Annotated in this window: 13 protein-coding genes; all 13 read left to right on the top strand. The window is 34.4% G+C overall.

Going from position 1 to position 16,196, the window contains the following annotated elements:
- The first annotated feature begins 14 nt into the window (after positions 1 to 14).
- The 13 genes from Q4Q39_RS01980 (at position 15) to Q4Q39_RS02040 (ending at position 16,192) form a co-directional block, all read left to right on the top strand.
- Positions 15 to 1,310: a glycoside hydrolase family 27 protein gene (locus tag Q4Q39_RS01980; protein WP_303280682.1), complete on the top strand. Its 1,296-nt coding sequence runs from the start codon at positions 15 to 17 to the stop codon at positions 1,308 to 1,310.
- Positions 1,311 to 1,337: 27 nt separating this feature from the next.
- Positions 1,338 to 2,909 carry a sulfatase family protein gene (locus tag Q4Q39_RS01985; protein ID WP_303280683.1) on the top strand — a complete coding sequence of 524 codons (1,572 nt, stop codon included), beginning with the start codon at positions 1,338 to 1,340 and terminating at the stop codon, positions 2,907 to 2,909.
- Between the two features lie 32 nt (positions 2,910 to 2,941).
- Positions 2,942 to 4,882, top strand: coding sequence for an FAD-dependent oxidoreductase (locus Q4Q39_RS01990; protein ID WP_303280684.1), 1,941 nt, complete (start codon positions 2,942 to 2,944; stop codon positions 4,880 to 4,882).
- On the top strand, positions 4,883 to 6,016 hold the full coding sequence (locus Q4Q39_RS01995; protein ID WP_303280685.1) for an FMN-binding protein: 1,134 nt from the start codon (positions 4,883 to 4,885) through the stop codon (positions 6,014 to 6,016). It begins immediately after the preceding gene.
- Between the two features lie 56 nt (positions 6,017 to 6,072).
- Positions 6,073 to 7,506 (top strand): carbon starvation CstA family protein, encoded by a 1,434-nt coding sequence (locus Q4Q39_RS02000; RefSeq protein WP_303280686.1) that lies wholly within the window; start codon positions 6,073 to 6,075, stop codon positions 7,504 to 7,506.
- A gap of 155 nt (positions 7,507 to 7,661) precedes the next feature.
- Positions 7,662 to 8,423, top strand: coding sequence for an SDR family NAD(P)-dependent oxidoreductase (locus Q4Q39_RS02005; RefSeq protein WP_303280687.1), 762 nt, complete (start codon positions 7,662 to 7,664; stop codon positions 8,421 to 8,423).
- Between the two features lie 105 nt (positions 8,424 to 8,528).
- Complete coding sequence (locus Q4Q39_RS02010; RefSeq protein ID WP_303280688.1) at positions 8,529 to 9,398, top strand: AraC family transcriptional regulator; 870 nt, start codon at positions 8,529 to 8,531, stop codon at positions 9,396 to 9,398.
- A gap of 158 nt (positions 9,399 to 9,556) precedes the next feature.
- Positions 9,557 to 10,255, top strand: a complete 699-nt coding sequence (locus tag Q4Q39_RS02015; protein ID WP_303280689.1) for an RraA family protein — start codon at positions 9,557 to 9,559, stop codon at positions 10,253 to 10,255.
- Positions 10,256 to 10,278: 23 nt separating this feature from the next.
- Positions 10,279 to 10,611, top strand: coding sequence for a UxaA family hydrolase (locus tag Q4Q39_RS02020; protein WP_303280690.1), 333 nt, complete (start codon positions 10,279 to 10,281; stop codon positions 10,609 to 10,611).
- Positions 10,612 to 10,623: 12 nt separating this feature from the next.
- Positions 10,624 to 11,838: a UxaA family hydrolase gene (locus Q4Q39_RS02025; RefSeq protein ID WP_303280691.1), complete on the top strand. Its 1,215-nt coding sequence runs from the start codon at positions 10,624 to 10,626 to the stop codon at positions 11,836 to 11,838.
- Between the two features lie 30 nt (positions 11,839 to 11,868).
- Positions 11,869 to 13,491: a sodium:solute symporter family transporter gene (locus tag Q4Q39_RS02030; RefSeq protein WP_303280692.1), complete on the top strand. Its 1,623-nt coding sequence runs from the start codon at positions 11,869 to 11,871 to the stop codon at positions 13,489 to 13,491.
- Positions 13,492 to 13,519: 28 nt separating this feature from the next.
- On the top strand, positions 13,520 to 15,028 hold the full coding sequence (locus tag Q4Q39_RS02035) for an alpha-L-fucosidase (protein WP_303280693.1): 1,509 nt from the start codon (positions 13,520 to 13,522) through the stop codon (positions 15,026 to 15,028).
- Between the two features lie 6 nt (positions 15,029 to 15,034).
- The gene (locus tag Q4Q39_RS02040; protein ID WP_303280694.1) at positions 15,035 to 16,192 is read left to right on the top strand and encodes a glycoside hydrolase family protein; all 1,158 of its coding nucleotides are present in this window, start codon (positions 15,035 to 15,037) and stop codon (positions 16,190 to 16,192) included.
- Positions 16,193 to 16,196: the final 4 nt, after the last annotated feature.

The following is a 16,196-nucleotide window of genomic DNA, read 5'->3' on the forward strand; positions in this document are numbered from 1 at the left end:
TTAACAATTTTAACATGTTAAAAATCAATAAATCAACTATTTTAGTATGTGCAATTTTAATTGCAATTGGCACGTCATGCTCTAAGCAAAATAAACAAGTCGTAGAAGAAAGCAATAAAGTTGTTGCACAAACAGTAACAAATAAGCTTTCAGGACTTGCTCCAACACCTCCGATGGGCTGGAACAGTTGGAATTGGTATGGGAAGCAAGATATAAATGAGAAAGCGGTTATGGGAACTATTGATGCCATGGCTAGTAATGGTTTACGAGATGCTGGATATAAATACGTTATTGTTGATGGCGGGTGGCGTGATACAATACTAGGCCCTAAAGGAGAACTTTTAGTGCATAAAACTAAGTTCCCTAGAGGCATGAAGTTTTTAGCAGATTATGCACACGCTAAAGGCATGAAGTTTGGTTTGCACGTCGTTCCAGGAACTCACGATTGTGGGGGAGATGAAGTAGGTGCATACAATAAAGAAGAAGTGCATTTAAAGCAATTTGTAGATTGGGAATTAGATTTTATAAAGTTAGACCTGTGCAGGTATAATTTAGATCCTTGTGAGCCTTGTACGCCTTACCGCAATTCCTGGACAGAGGAAACTATTGAGGACGTTTATAAAAAATGGAGTGGGCTTTTAGCAAACTGCGGTAGGGATATTACATTTAGTATTAGTGCCTACACCTTTAGGGATTGGTACCCAGAAACCTGTAATATGGCACGTACAACGGGAGATATAGAATCGCGCATACACAATGGTGCTTATTTTAATAGAGATACTAAAAAGCATTCGCACCTTAGTGTGTTAGATATTGCTGAAGTAAACAATCATTATGCAGACAAAGCAGGGAATGGGTATTGGAACGATCCAGATATGATGGTTACAGGAGAAAATGGCTTAAACGAAACCGAGCAAACATCACATTTTGCGCTTTGGTGTATGATGTCTTCGCCATTATTTATGGGAAGCGACCCTATAACTATAGGAGATTTTGAAAAACAATTATTGATGAACAAAGAAATGGTAGCCATTAATCAAGACCCGTTGGAGCAAGGGCGTATTGTAAAACGTGACGGGATATCTCAAGTATGGCATAAAAAATTAAAAGATGGCAAGTCTGCACTGTTGTTTTTAAGTTTAAAAGGTGGAAAATTAAAAGGTATAAGTTTTGATCTTCGAAAAATTGGATTCGATAAAAATGCCAAAATTAGAGATGTTATCAATCATAAAGATTTAAATATCAACAGAGATGTGATTTCGTTTCAGTTAAAAAAGCATGAGTCAAAAATGCTTGTACTTTCTAAATAAAATAACGTTTCTAGTAAAACAAAACAAATGAAATATAAAGTGTATACCCAATTGTTTCTTTATGCCTCATGCCTTTTTATAATGGCTACAAGTTGTGCATCAAAAGAAAAAAAAGAAAATACTACAAATACGACTCAAACAGAATACGAGCAACCTAATATATTATTTTTTGTTGCAGATGATGCCTCAATGAAAAGTTTTGGAGCCTATGGTTCTAAGTACATCAAAACACCTGCAATAGATGCATTGGCAAAAGAAGGCGCTACATTTACAAATGCATACAACTGTAACCCCAAATGTGCACCAGCTAGAGCTTGTTTATTAACAGGCAAGTATAGTTGGCAGTTAAAAGAAGCCACAAACCATAACCCTTATTTTCCAGAAGAATTTAAATTTTACCCAGAACTATTAGGGCAACAAGCAGGCTATTTTACAGGTTTTACGGGGAAAGGTTGGGGGCCAGGTTTATATAAAGGAAAGCATAATCCAGCTGGACCAGAGTTTAACAAGCATGAAAAGAAACCACCATTTAAAGGCATAAGTAAAAATGACTACGCTGCTAACTTTGCAGATTTCTTATCTCAAAAACCAGAAGGAAAACCATTTTGTTTTTGGTTTGGTGTATTTGAACCGCATAGACGTTATGAGTTAGATAGTTGGAAAAAAACAAGCAAACAATTAGCCGATGCAGATGTGCCTCCATTTTATCCAGATAACGAAACTGTTAGAGGAGATCTATTAGACTATGCAAATGAGGTAGAATGGTACGATACCCAAGTTGGTAGAGCCATAAAAATATTAGAAGAAAAAGGGTTGTTATACAATACATTAATTTTAATATCATCAGATCATGGTATGCCATTTCCACGTGTAAAGGGGCAAATCTATGAAGAAGGGTTCCATGTGCCTTTAATTGCGTACTGGAAAGGTGTGATACAGCCAGGACGAAGCATTGATGACTTTGTGAATTTCCCAGATATAGCACCGACATTCATGGAGGTTGCAGGGTTAAAACCTCATGAGCAGATGACAGGAAATAGCATCTTAGAACTATTAAAATCAGATAAATCTGGACAAATAGATGCTTCTAGAGATCATGTATTGCTAGGAAAAGAACGTCATGATGTAGGTAGAGCAGATGATGAAGGAACAGATTTGTCTTATCCAGTTAGAGCTATCAGAAATAAGGAATTCTTATATGTTCATAACATAAAACCAGAACGCTGGCCAGTAGGGAATCCGGAATACGGTTATTTAAACTGTGATGGTTCACCAACTAAAGAATATTTAACAGCTTTGAAACCAGATGATAAAGAATATCATTTTTATGAAATGAGTTTTGCTAAACGTGTCGAAGAAGAATTGTACAATATGCAAAACGACCCACATTGCATGAACAATTTAGCGTTATCACCAGAATATAGTGACGTGAAACAAAAATTAAGGACTCAAATGGAAAAAGAGCTTATAGCTCAAGGAGACCCTCGTATGCTAGGAAAAGGGAATGTTTTTGATGAATATCCTTATTTTGGTAAACGTCTAAATTATAAAACAGGAGAACGCTATTTAGTTCCCGATTCAGAAAAACCTAATAAATAGAATACAGAAAAATATCGTAAAAGTAACAAGATATGAAAAGAAGGAATTTTTTAAGGAATGTAGCAGGAGCAGCAGCGGCAACTACTATAGTGCCTATTGCTTGTGTGTCTCCTGGTGAAAAGAACGAAAGTTACTTATCTAATAGAGAAAATGACCAATGGGAATCTCTAGGAACAGGAAAACAAGAAATACCAGTAAGAAAAAAAACAGTTCAATATGATGTTGTAGTCATAGGAGCTGGTATGGGAGGGGTTCCTGCAGCTGTATCTGCTGCCAGAACTGGAGCTAAAACACTTTTAATAAACGATAGACCTGTATTAGGGGGGAATTCTTCAAGTGAAATTAGAGTAACTCTAAATGGTGTAAATCAATTAGAATCAACTAAATTACCTGAACGGGAGACTGGAATTTTTGAAGAAATTCAAATTGAAAATAGAGCCTATAATCAGCAAGAGTCCTATCCTGTTTGGGATCATGTCTTATATGACTATGTTACGAGAGAGCCTAACTTAACAGTCATGTTAAATACGCAGGCCATTGATGCCATCATGGATGGTGATGATAAAATTAAAGCAGCGCGTTGTTGGCAGTCTACTACCGAAATGGAATATATTGTAGAAGCGCCCTTGTTTTTGGATTGTTCTGGTGATGGATTAATGGCTGCTAAGGCAGGTGCATTATACAGAACTGGTAGAGAAGGTAAGGCAGAATATGATGAGAAATATGCTCCAGATGAAGCAGATGGATGGCAAATGGGATCATCTATTTTAATGCAAGCCAAAGATATGGGACGGCCTATGCCTTATAAAGCACCTTCATTTACTATTCCTTTTAAACATGAAGAAAGAGAAGGTAAAGAAAGACGTATCAAACAATATGTTGATGGTTTTTGGTGGGTTGAGTTAGGAAGCGAATATGATATTATCGAAGACCAAGAAACAAATCGACATAAATTGATGGGCTATTTACATGGGGTTTGGGACTATGTAAAGAACTCTGGAGAACACCCAGAATCAGCTAATTATGCACTTACATGGGTAGGGTCTTTTCCAGGTAGAAGAGAATCTAGACGCTTTATTGGTGATTATGTATTATCTGAAAAAGATTTAACGGAATACAGACATTTTGAAGATGCTATTGGATATGGAGGATGGTCTTTAGATGAGCACAACCCTGGAGGAATAGAAAGAATAGATTTACCTCCTAGTTATTTCCATCAAAAATTTAAAAAAATGTATGAGGTGCCTTTTAGATGTTTATATTCTAAAAACATTTCTAACTTAATGTTTGCTGGTCGTAATGCTAGTTTAACACATATTGCATTGTCTTCTACAAGAATTCAAGGCACTTGTGCGCTTATGGGACAAGCTATTGGTACAGCTGCTGCCATGTGTGTAGAAAAAGGTATCCTGCCAAGAGAATTTGCTCAAAAACACATCAAAGAATTGCAAGAGCAATTGATGAGAGATGATGTTTATATTCCAAATGTAAAAGCAAATGATGCTAAAGATTTGGCTAAAAAAGCTAGCACGATTTTTGCCTCTTCTACAAAGACAGGCGATGTAAACTTATTGACAAACGGTGTTTCTAGAGATATTTTATATAGAAATGAAATCAATCACTGGCAATCTGAATCTTTACCTGCTCAATTACAAATGGAATGGGAAGCACCAATTGATTTGTCTAAAATTGAAATTAAGTGTGATACCAATCTTCAAAGAAAGATTATGATGCGTAAGCAACCTACACTTAAGCATCATACAACTCAAATTCCGCCTGAACTTCTAAAAACTTTAGATGCTGAAGTAAGAGTAGATGGTAAATGGGTAAAGGTTGGTGAAAAAGAAGACAATTTAAGGCGTTTAATCAAATTCCATTTCGATTCTAAAAAGGTAACAGCTATAAGAATCAATATGAAGGAAACGTATGGACATGATACCGCCAAATTATTTGAAGTTCGTTGTTATTCATAAATGATTTCTAAAATCCAAATAATAGTTTTTCATAGTTTTATTCTTTTTGCTGCTTTTTTTTTATCAAAACAAAATATAGGTACTAAAAGAGATACAATTATAAAACACGATGTTGCGGTATTACATCCAGGTATAGATAATACGAAACCAATACAGCAGACATTATTTGAAGTAGAAAAATCGTATGGTGGTGCTCGTATATTTTATGCTGAGGTAGAATCTGTTGTTTGTGGTAGTAAAGTGTGTAAAGTTATACCCATGCGTATCTATTGGGATGCACTAGGAAGGTATACACACTATGAGATAGCAAAAGGCTTTAATCTTGAAAAAGAAGAAGGGGAGCCTTTTGCAAAAGAAGACCATAATAAATTACATCAAATATTAAAGGATAGAAATTCCGTTTTAAAGGAGTATTATAAAGAAGAGTTGGTAAGTAAGGCAGATAATAATGCCGTTGATGCATTATCTGGTGCAACAATTAGCATAGACCCCAATGCAGTCGTTACAGGAGCTGTTTGGACCTGTTATACCTTATGGCATTGGGCAAATGGAAGTTTTGTTGAAAAAATAAGAGACATTACATCAAAAAAAAGCGATACTCAACTTTTGCTAAACTACTTAACTTATGGCGACAAGTATTACAGGGAATTAGCAATAGAAACATTCATAAAACGAAAAATTTATGATGATAATACTATTAAAAATGTTTTAAAGGCTGCAAACATAGAATCTATGTTACAGCCTATAACATTGGCTTATTTAGAACAATCTTCAGCAAAAAATTATTATAGCAACATTAATTCTTTTTTTGAATTTGCTGATGAGAAATTTCGTGTCACTATTTTAAATTCCTTATATAAAACAGCTTTTAAAGCACCTGAACCGTTTTACGATGCTTTTAGTGAACAGTTATTAATGACCAATAATTATCAAGAGATAAATCTTATTTTAGATTTGTTTAAGCTTAAAAAGCATAAATCATCTAAAGTCGTTAACGAAGTTTTAAAGCTCCTGGATCACAAGGAATTTTTAATTTCGAGAAGAGCTTATTGGTTTTTAAACAATATAACGTTAAGTAATAATCAAAAAACAAGGGTTCTTCAATTTCAAAAGAAATATAAGAGTAAACTATAAGCTTAGTTAAGTTCATAAAATGAGTTCAATAATAATTATTAGAAAAAAGTAAAACCATGATAACATTTTTAGTTTGTATAGCAGTTTTAATATTGGGTTATTTTATATATGGAAATTATGTTGAAAAACAATTTGGTATTGATGTTAACCGAAAAACACCTGCTATAACCAAACAAGACGGGGTAGACTATGTCCCATTAAAATTGGGTAAAATATTTTTAATTCAGTTTTTAAATATAGCTGGCTTAGGGCCAATCTTTGGTGCTATTGCTGGTGCATTATGGGGGCCAGTAGCGTTTTTATGGATAGTTTTTGGTTGTATTTTTGGCGGTGTTGTTCATGATTATTTTTCAGGAATGTTATCTATAAGACATGGAGGCGATAGTATTCCAGAAATTGTTGGTAAATATTTAGGAGGTGGCGTTAGGCAATTTATGCGTGTTTTTGCAGTAGTATTGCTTATTTTGGTAGGCGTAGTTTTTGTTAAAGGACCAGCTACTATTTTACAGGAATTAACAGGTGTAAATGTTTCTATTTTAATAGGTGCTATTTTTGTTTATTATTTATTGGCAACCATGATTCCCATTGATAAACTCATTGGGAAAGTATATCCATTATTTGGAGCCTCTCTTTTAATTATGGCAATAGGGCTATTTGGTGGTTTATTATTTCAAGGCTATACTATTCCAGAACTTACGATATCAAATTTTGTTAATATGCACAGTTCGCCCGATAAATATCCCGTATTTCCATTAGTATTTATTACAATTGCTTGTGGTGCAATTTCTGGCTTTCACTCTACACAATCACCGCTAATGGCAAGATGTATTTCCAATGAAAAAGATGGCAAAAAAGTATTTATAGGCGCTATGATTACTGAAGGTATTGTGGCCATGATTTGGGCAGCAGTCGCTATGGCATTTTTTGGAGGTGTTAAGCAATTGGGGGAGACCATGGCTATTGAAGGTCATAACGCAGCATGGGTAGTAAATATTATTTGCAATACCATGTTGGGGAAAGTTGGAGGTATTCTTGCAATTTTTGGAGTTGTCGCTGCCCCTATAACATCAGGAGACACCGCATTTAGAAGTGCACGATTAACGGTAGCTGATGCTTTTAACTTTAATCAAACCAAGTTAGCGAAGCGTTTGGTTATTACCGTTCCTATTTTTTTAATTGCTCTGATTCTAACAAGAGTTGATTTTGCAATTATATGGAGGTATTTTGGTTGGTCTAACCAAATGTTGGCAACAGTTGTATTATGGGCTGCAGCAGTGTATATGAAACAACAAGGAAAAAAGTCATTATTTATTTTAATTCCTGCTGCATTTATGACGGTTGTTGTGGTAACTTATATATTAGTAGCACCAGAAGGTTTTCAGTTGCCATATGTCTTATCATGTATTATAGGTGTAGTTATAGCTCTTACTTTATCGGTTTGGTTTTTAATGGCTAAAAATGTTAGTGAATTATCATTAAAAACAAAATAAAACTAAATCATAATTAGAGTTGGTTATATATTAATTTCTCATTAAACTCATGTTAGTCAACCAGAAAAGTATATATAGTATCAATATTCAATAATTTTAACCTAGAATAACATCTCAATTTCCCATAACATTGTATAATCTTTAAAACACAAACCATGGGATTGGATACATTTTCACTTCAAAATAAATTGGCCTTAATCACTGGAGGAGGAACTGGCATTGGTTTAGGAATAGCAAAAGCATTTATTAGTGCAAATGCTCAAGTTATTATCACTGGAAGACGAGAAGAGGTGCTAAAAAAAGCAGTAGAAGAATTAGGCGATAACGCAAATTATATTGTAAACGATATAAGTGATAAAAGCAATATTCCAGAGCTAATTTCTCATATAGAGCATCGTTTTGGTGTTATTGATATTTTGGTGAATAATGCAGGTGTTCATTTAAAGAAATGGGCGCAAGATACCAGTGACAATGATTTTGAAAACGTCATAAACACCAATTTGCTAAGTGTTTTTTCGTTAACTAGGGAGTGTGCAAGAAAAATGATTGAAAGAAAACAAGGAGCTATTATACTAATTAGTTCCATGACAGCATTGTTTGGGATGGATAGAGTCGTTGCCTATGGTACTTCTAAAACAGCTCTAACAGGTTTAATGAATAACTTGGTTACAGAATATTCAAAACATCATGTAAGAATAAATGCGATTGCTCCAGGTTGGATTGAATCTGATATGTTGCATAAAGCACTAGATGTTGACAAACAACGAAAAGACAAAATAGTTAATAGGATAGCTATGAACCATTTTGGACAGCCAGAAGATATTGGTAATACAGCTATTTTTCTAGCTTCAAATGCTAGTAAGTATATTACAGGGGTTACAATACCTGTTGATGGTGGTGCTAAGATTAACTTTTAAAGTGGTTAAAATTATACATTTCATATATTTGTTTGATAAGCATTGGGTGTTATGAAAAAGTCATAGCACATTAGTAAACCACTTTTCTAATATAAAGACTTATAATTGATAACTAAACAAGTAGATAGAAGCAGTCATTTAAATAGTTCATTAGGATTTACTCATAATTATTCGGCGTCTTATCTAGATATATGGCATTGTCATCCAGAGTTAGAATTAAATTATAATGCAAAGGGTACTGGTATTAAATTCATAGGTGAGCATATAGAACCTTTTCAACCTGGAGATTTGGTTTTAATGGGAGAAAACCTATCCCATCGTTGGCTTTTAGACGATGACTTTAAAGCTAACAATCAAGATAATTTTAAGCATGCAGAATCTTTGGTTATACACTTTAAAAAAAACTTTGCAGGAACCAGTTTCTATGATATGCCAGAGATGTCTAAGGTGAATGCATTGCTTTCAAAATCAAAACTCGGTATCAAATTTTCAGATAAAACTACTCAAGCAGCAGCAGGTATTTTGTTAAAGATGAAAAAAGCATCAAATTTTGATAGATTGGTAATGTTTATGAAAATTTTGGGTATTCTAGCAGATGATAAACATTATCAAACACTTTGTAGCGAAGGTTATCATAAGGCTTCTTTTACTAACAAAGGAAATTTAAACAGTGTATTAGAATATTTAATACACAACTTTCAAAATGAGATTTCTTTAGATGAAATTGCGAAAATTTCAAATATGAGTAAATCCTCATTTTGTCGTTTTTTTAAGAAAGTAAATGGAAAAACATTTACACAATACCTCAATAATATAAGAGTAGGTTATGCATGCAAATTGTTTCATGAAAAAAGCGATAAGAGTATAAGTCAGGTATGTTATTCTAGTGGCTATGGAAATTTATCACATTTCAACCGTCAATTCAAAAATATTATGGGGGTTACACCATCAGAATATCTTAAGCAAATTAAATAGTTGCTTCAAAGATTTATTTGAAACATTACCATATATTCTCAAAACACTTATTATTTACTCATAAAAGGCAATATTGTATTAGTTGTTAATAATACAGTCGTAGAGTTTTTTCAATATATCCATTATCATTGTAGTTAAATTATTAATATATAATACGCATGAGTACACCCATTTGGAAAAATGATGACGAATTAATAGCACTTGCAAAAAAAGAATTATTTACAGCCTTAGTTGGAGATTCCTTAGATAAAATTAATTTAAGGCATCAATTTTTACCTGCTCAAGTAAAACCATTATCTCCAGAAATGGTAGTGCTTGGTAGAGCTATGCCAGTTGTTGAAGCGGATGTTTACGACGAAATTGTAGAAAACACAAAAAACGAGCTCATGAGTAAACCTTTTGGTTTAATGTTTGAGGCATTAGATTCCCTGCAAAAAAACGAAGTTTATATATGCACGGGAGGCTCTCATAATTATGCCATGTGGGGTGGCTTAATGTCAACCAGAGCTATAAAATGTGGAGCAGCAGGAGCAGTAGTTGATGGCTATAGTAGAGATACCAATGAAATATTGAGATTAAATTTCCCAACATGTTCAATCGGAACTTATGCCCAAGATCAAGGCCCTAGAGGTAAGGTTATTGATTATGGAGTACCTATAATTTGGAATGGTATAAAAATAAACCCAGGAGATTGGGTATATGGAGATCGCGATGGCGTTGTAATTATTCCTAAGGAAGTAGAAGAACAGGTGTTTACATTAGCTTTTGAGAAGGCAAGAGGAGAAAAAAGTGTGCTAAAAGCATTAGAAGGCGGAATGACTACTGTGGAGGCTTTTGAGAAATTCGGAATTATGTAACATCTTAAAGGTAAATTCATTTTATGAAACAGGCATTAATAAAGATTCACAATGATGATAATGTAGCCACAGCTTTAGAAAAATTAAGTATTGGTTTGGTGTCTTTTCGTGATACAGAAAAAAAAATAGTGCAAGTAGATGTTATTGAAACAATTAATGCTGGGCATAAAATAGCTTTAAAAGATTTGAAACAAGGCGAGCCTATTGTTAAATATGGTGTTATTATTGGTTATGCAAGTATTCCCATAGGTTTAGGAACTTGGATACACTTGCATAATTTAGAGAGTAAATTTGATGAACGCTCAAGTACTTTAGATACAGAAACTGGCGCTCCAACAGATATTGAATATCTATAAATTGCAGCTACAATGAACAAGGAGATACTTCAAACAACATGGGATGGCTATTTACGGAATGATGGTCGTAAAGGCATTCGTAATTTAGTATTAATAATATACACAGTAGAATGTGCAAGTTTTGTAGCTCATCAAATAGCCAAAGATGAAGATGATGTACATGTAATTGGCTTTCCTGGATGTTATGACAATGCTTATGCAATACGAATGTTGTTGGCTTTAGCACGCCATCCAAACGTAGGCGCTGTATTGGCCGTTGGTTTAGGATGTGAATATACAAGGCCAGAAAAAATAGCGGAAGTAGTTCGCAGTTCTGGTAGGCCGGCAGATAGTTTTTTTATTCAACATTTTGGAGGTACAACAAAAAGTATTACCAAAGGAAAAGCCATTGTAAATACCTTTAAAGAAGAAATCTCTAAAGTGCCAAAGGTAAAAATGGACCTCAAAGATTTAGTAGTAGGTGCAGAGTGTGGTGGTAGCGATGCTACCTCTGGGTTGGCAGGAAATCCAGTAGTGGGAAGGTTTTATGATATTTTGGTAGAACAGGGTGGTACGGCAATTTTTGAGGAAGTTGTAGAGTTAATTGGCTTAAAAGATATTCTAGTAGATCGAGGAAAAACAGAAACTGCAAAACAATCTTTGGCACAAGCCTATGATAAGGCAATGAGCTACTGTAAAGATGTACGGCAATGGTCTACATCACCAGGTAATTTTGAAGGCGGTCTCACTACTATTGAAGAAAAAAGTATGGGAGCCTTTGCCAAAAGCGGCTCTAAACCCATAGAAGGTGTTATTAAAGTATCAGAAATACCATCCCAAAATGGTTTGTGGTTGCTAGATTCGGTTCCAGATAAGCATTTTATGCAGTTTGGGTACACCAATCCAAATGATAGTGAAGGGATTTTAGATTTAATAGCAACAGGTGCTCAGGTTGTATTGTTTGTAACAGGTAGAGGCTCTGTTATAGGAAGCCCTATTGCACCTTTATTAAAAGTAACAGGAAATGCGGAGACCTTTAAAAATATGGAAGGGGATATGGATTTTGATGCGAGCAAAGTACTATCTGGAGAACAAACTATGGAAGAAGCCGCCTTAGATTTAGCTAAACTAATTATAAATGTGTGTTCTGGTATGGCTTCTAAGCCAGAGGCTTTAGGACACAGAGAGTTTTTTATTCCTTATAAACATCAAGATACACCATCTCTTGCTAATGGCTGTAGAGCTTAAACATATATAATAATAAGTACGTAAAACAATATGGACATTAAACTAAACAATATAGACTTAATTATAATCGTGGTATACTTATTAGTCATTCTGTCTTTGGGGTGCTGGTATTATATTAAAGCCTATATTGATAAAAAGAAAGTCCAAACCGATAGTAAAGGGTATTTTTTAGCTGGTGGTAACCTTAAATGGCCAGTGATTGGCCTATCATTATTTGCTACCAATATATCTACAATTCACATGGTAGGTTTGGCTCAAGCGGGTTATGAAGATGGCCTGTTAAATGGCAATTACGAATTAATGTCTGGTTTTGTCATTATTATTTTGGCTATATTTTTTGTGCCCTTTTACATAAGAAGCCGTGTTGCAACCTTACCGGATTTTTTAGAACAACGTTTTGATAGAGCTTCGCGAGATTGGGTTGCAGGTATATCTATAGCATCAGCAATATTGGTACATATTGGTTTTTCACTTGTTACTGGAGCAGTTGTTTTAGAGGGCATGTTTGGGTTTGATAAAACAGCGAGTATTTTATTAATTGTTCTGTTAACGGGAGCCTATACAATTGTTGGCGGGTTAAGAGCAGTGGTGTTTACAGAGTCCTTACAAGCTATTATTTTAATATTAGGAGCTATTGCAGTTACCGTTGCAGCTTATTTAAAGCTAGGTAGTTGGGATGTATTGGTTAATAATATTGATAAGAGTGCTTTAAATTTGTTGCGTTCCGGAGAAGAATCGCACTTCCCTTGGTATGCAGTATTTTTAGGATATCCAGTAATTGGAATATGGTATTGGTGTACAGATCAAACTATCGTGCAACGTGTTTTAGGAGCTAAAGACGAAGAACATGCTAGAGTAGGAGCTATTTTTTCGGGTTTTTTAAAACTCTTGCCCATGTTCATTTTTGTATTGCCAGGGCTTATGGTAGTGGCTTTAATAAATACAGGGAAAATAGACGATACGTTATTGGAAAGTAAAGACACACTATCATTCTTAATTCGTAATCTTTTGCCTCCAGGGCTAACAGGTCTAATGGCGGCAGCATTATTGGCAGCTGTAATGAGTTCGGTTTCAGGAGCTTTAAATTCAATTTCAACATTGTTTACCTACGATTTGTACAAAAGGTTCAAACCTAAAACGCCAGATAAAAAGTTAGTACGTATAGGTAGAATAACAGCTTTTGTCGCCATGATAGTTTCTGTATTATGGTCTTTTGCTATTGAAGGGAAAGAAGGAATTTTTAACGAAATGGTTGGTATTGTGGTATTAATTTCGCCACCTCTAACTATGGTTTTTTTATTCGGTATTTTTTGGAAAAAAGCATCGTCTTTTGCCTCAAAATGGACACTTTGGTTGGGGTCTTTAGCAGGCGTATTGGTTTATGTATACCATAGAACTTATGAAATTTTTGGTTTTCCAGAATGGAAACCCAAAACTCTTATGGAAGGGGTATATTTATCTATAATTTGCACCATTATTATGGTAGTGTTTAGTTATTGGAAACCCCAAGAGCAAACTGAAAAAAGTAAAGCGCTAACATGGGCTTATTTTTGGGAACCTCTAGAACCTAAAGGATGGAAGGGAATAGGAAATTATAAGTTTTTGAGTGTGTTATTACTCTTAGCAATGGCTCTCATATACATTATTTTTTAATTAATGAATTTTAAAAATTTTTGATAAAATGAAAAAAAGTATAATCCAAGTTATTGTTTTATTACTGGTTTTATCATCCTGTAATAAAGGCATAAAAAAAGAATCCAGTACATCACCAGAAGCTTTTCGGTATGAAGACAATTGGGAATCTATTCGATCAAAATATGAGGTGCCAGAGTGGTTTAGAGATGCTAAATTCGGTATTTTTATTAATTGGGGGCCTTATGCAGTTCCAGCTTACAGTAGTGAGAAATATGGAAAAGGTATCTACAGTCCTAAATGGCAACGTGGGGGGGAGTATCCATATACATACCACAAAGAACACTATGGAGATGCTTCAAAGTTTGGTTATAAAGATTTAGTACCATTATTTAAGGCTGAGAATTTTGATGTCAAATCATGGGGTGATTTATTTAAAAAGTCCCATGCAAAATATGTAGTACATGTAGCGGATTATCATGATGGTTTTGCCATGTACAATGCCAACCACACCAGATGGAATGTAGCTAACATGGGGCCTAAAAAAGACATTATGAAAATGGTTGCAGAGGAGTGCAAATCCTTAGGATTAAAATTTGGAGTATCTTCTCATTTTGCACTAAACAGACAGTATTATAGTCGTAGCAATCCAGATTGGGATACTAACGACCCTAATTATTATGATTTATATGGAGAGCCTATAAAAAAAGGAGACCTGCCAACACAAAAGTTTTTAAATCATTGGTGGGACAGAACAACCGATGTTATTGATCAATATGAACCCGATTTATTATGGTTTGATTTTGGATTGGATAAACCTGGGTTTGAGTCAGTTCACAAAAAAATTCTGGCATATTATTATAACAAAGGATTAGATTGGGATAAGGAAGTAGTATTTCAAGATAAAAATATGAAAAACGAATCTTTTCCCGAAGATTTAATTGTGTTGGATATAGAACGCGGGCGTATGGATGGAATTTTTAAATACCCTTGGCAAACCGATACATCAGTTGGTAAAATTTCTTGGGGTCATATTAAAAATGAACAGTATAAATCGGTTAATTATCTGTTAGATGAACTCATTGATATTGTTAGTAAAAATGGTTGTTTATTGTTAAACATTGGGCCAAAAGCCGATGGTACTATTCCTCAAGAATCTGAAGATATTTTAACCAACATGGGAAAATGGCTAAGTGTAAATGGAGAAGCTATTTTTGAAACACGACCATGGAAAATTTATGGGGAAGGCCCTACTAAAGTTAGTAAAGGGCATCATTCAGAGAAAGAAAATAAGTTGGCTACAGCAAAGGATATTCGTTTTACAACAAAAGAGAATTACTTGTATGCAACTGCTTTAAATTGGTCAGAAGACGGCACTTATACTATCAAGTCTTTAGCTAAGAATAATCCTTATGATAGTCGAAATATTGAATCGGTAGAATTCATAAGTGGAACTAATAATATAATTTGGGAGCAAACTTCAGAAGGACTTGCCATAAAAGTTGAGGGAAATAAGCCCTGTGAAGCGGCTTATGTTTTTAAAATTCAACTCAAATAAAAAAGTATGAAAAAATTAGTTCATGCATCAATTCTATGCATTTTAATTTGGTCCTGTAGCTCAAAAGTTGAAGAAAAAATGCTTGTCGATTTTTTTCAACCAATGCCTTTACAAGCGCCTTTGGTTTCAGATGGTATTTGGGGGGCGCCAAACGTTATTCCTAGAGATACAGCTAATGGATTGGAAGACCCAAAATTAAAAAACTGGAATTATTGGGATGGACGTATCGTAAAATCTGATGATGGTAAATATCACTTTTATGGTAGTCGTTGGACACAAAGTGTAAACCATAGCAAGGGATGGCATGATGAATCTAAAGGAATACATGCTGTTAGTGACAATGTTATGGGACCTTATAAGGATTTAGGTGAAATTTGGCCACAATGGAACAATGGAAAAGGAAGTAATGTTATAGGCTTAAGAATGCACGATGGGAGGTATGCAGTTATTACAAGCGAGATCACTAAAGGAGAGGTTTTTGTATCCGATAATCCGAATGGGCCATTTAAACTTCTTGGTGAAATAAAAATAGATTTAAATGGCTTTCCTTATGAGTTAGCTCGCTATGATGAAAATAATAAAGGCGCAGTTAAAAACGGTATGGTAGGAAATATGTCTAACGTCAAAATATTGTTAAGACCAGACGGAAACTATATGATTATTCCAAGGTCAACAGCACCTATGCTAAGTACTAATGGTATTTTAGGACCTTATAAAATAATGGGAGATCGTGTTTTTGTAAAGCAATTTCCCGAGTATAACGTTTGGCACATGGAAGACCCAAGCGTATGGTACAATAATGGTATATACCATATTATTGTAAACCATTGGCCTACAAAAACCACACATCATTTTACATCTTTTGATGGGATTAATGATTGGGAATATCAAGGTGTAGCGTTTAAAAAGGAGGCTAATATTTTTAAATATACTAATGAGATAGTTAACGATTGGGTATTTGTAGAAAGGGCTACACCTTATGTGGAAAATGGGCATGTAACCCACATTATTTTTTCAGTATTAGATGTTAAAAAAGGACAGGACAAAGCCAATGATAAACACGGGAGTAAAATTGTTGTAGTGCCTTTTGACGGTAAAGCATTTGATGATTATATGCATAGAAAACTGAAGTTAAAAAAAGAAGCATTTAATAATAAAGATTAAACTA

It is taken from the genome of Flavivirga amylovorans (assembly GCF_030540875.1).
GTDB lineage: Bacteria > Bacteroidota > Bacteroidia > Flavobacteriales > Flavobacteriaceae > Flavivirga > Flavivirga amylovorans.

Bases quoted from the DNA above. Each gene is read 5' to 3' on its own strand.
- Q4Q39_RS01980 (WP_303280682.1), top strand. From the start codon at position 15: ATGTTAAAAATCAATAAATCAACTATTTTAGTATGTGCAATTTTAATT.
- Q4Q39_RS02015 (WP_303280689.1), top strand. From the start codon at position 9,557: ATGAGTACACCCATTTGGAAAAATGATGACGAATTAATAGCACTTGCA.
- Q4Q39_RS02030 (WP_303280692.1), top strand. From the start codon at position 11,869: ATGGACATTAAACTAAACAATATAGACTTAATTATAATCGTGGTATAC.
- Q4Q39_RS02000 (WP_303280686.1), top strand. From the start codon at position 6,073: ATGATAACATTTTTAGTTTGTATAGCAGTTTTAATATTGGGTTATTTT.
- Q4Q39_RS01990 (WP_303280684.1), top strand. From the start codon at position 2,942: ATGAAAAGAAGGAATTTTTTAAGGAATGTAGCAGGAGCAGCAGCGGCA.
- Q4Q39_RS02025 (WP_303280691.1), top strand. From the start codon at position 10,624: ATGAACAAGGAGATACTTCAAACAACATGGGATGGCTATTTACGGAAT.
- Q4Q39_RS02020 (WP_303280690.1), top strand. From the start codon at position 10,279: ATGAAACAGGCATTAATAAAGATTCACAATGATGATAATGTAGCCACA.
- Q4Q39_RS02035 (WP_303280693.1), top strand. From the start codon at position 13,520: ATGAAAAAAAGTATAATCCAAGTTATTGTTTTATTACTGGTTTTATCA.
- Q4Q39_RS02040 (WP_303280694.1), top strand. From the start codon at position 15,035: ATGAAAAAATTAGTTCATGCATCAATTCTATGCATTTTAATTTGGTCC.
- Q4Q39_RS01995 (WP_303280685.1), top strand. From the start codon at position 4,883: ATGATTTCTAAAATCCAAATAATAGTTTTTCATAGTTTTATTCTTTTT.
- Q4Q39_RS01985 (WP_303280683.1), top strand. From the start codon at position 1,338: ATGAAATATAAAGTGTATACCCAATTGTTTCTTTATGCCTCATGCCTT.
- Q4Q39_RS02005 (WP_303280687.1), top strand. From the start codon at position 7,662: ATGGGATTGGATACATTTTCACTTCAAAATAAATTGGCCTTAATCACT.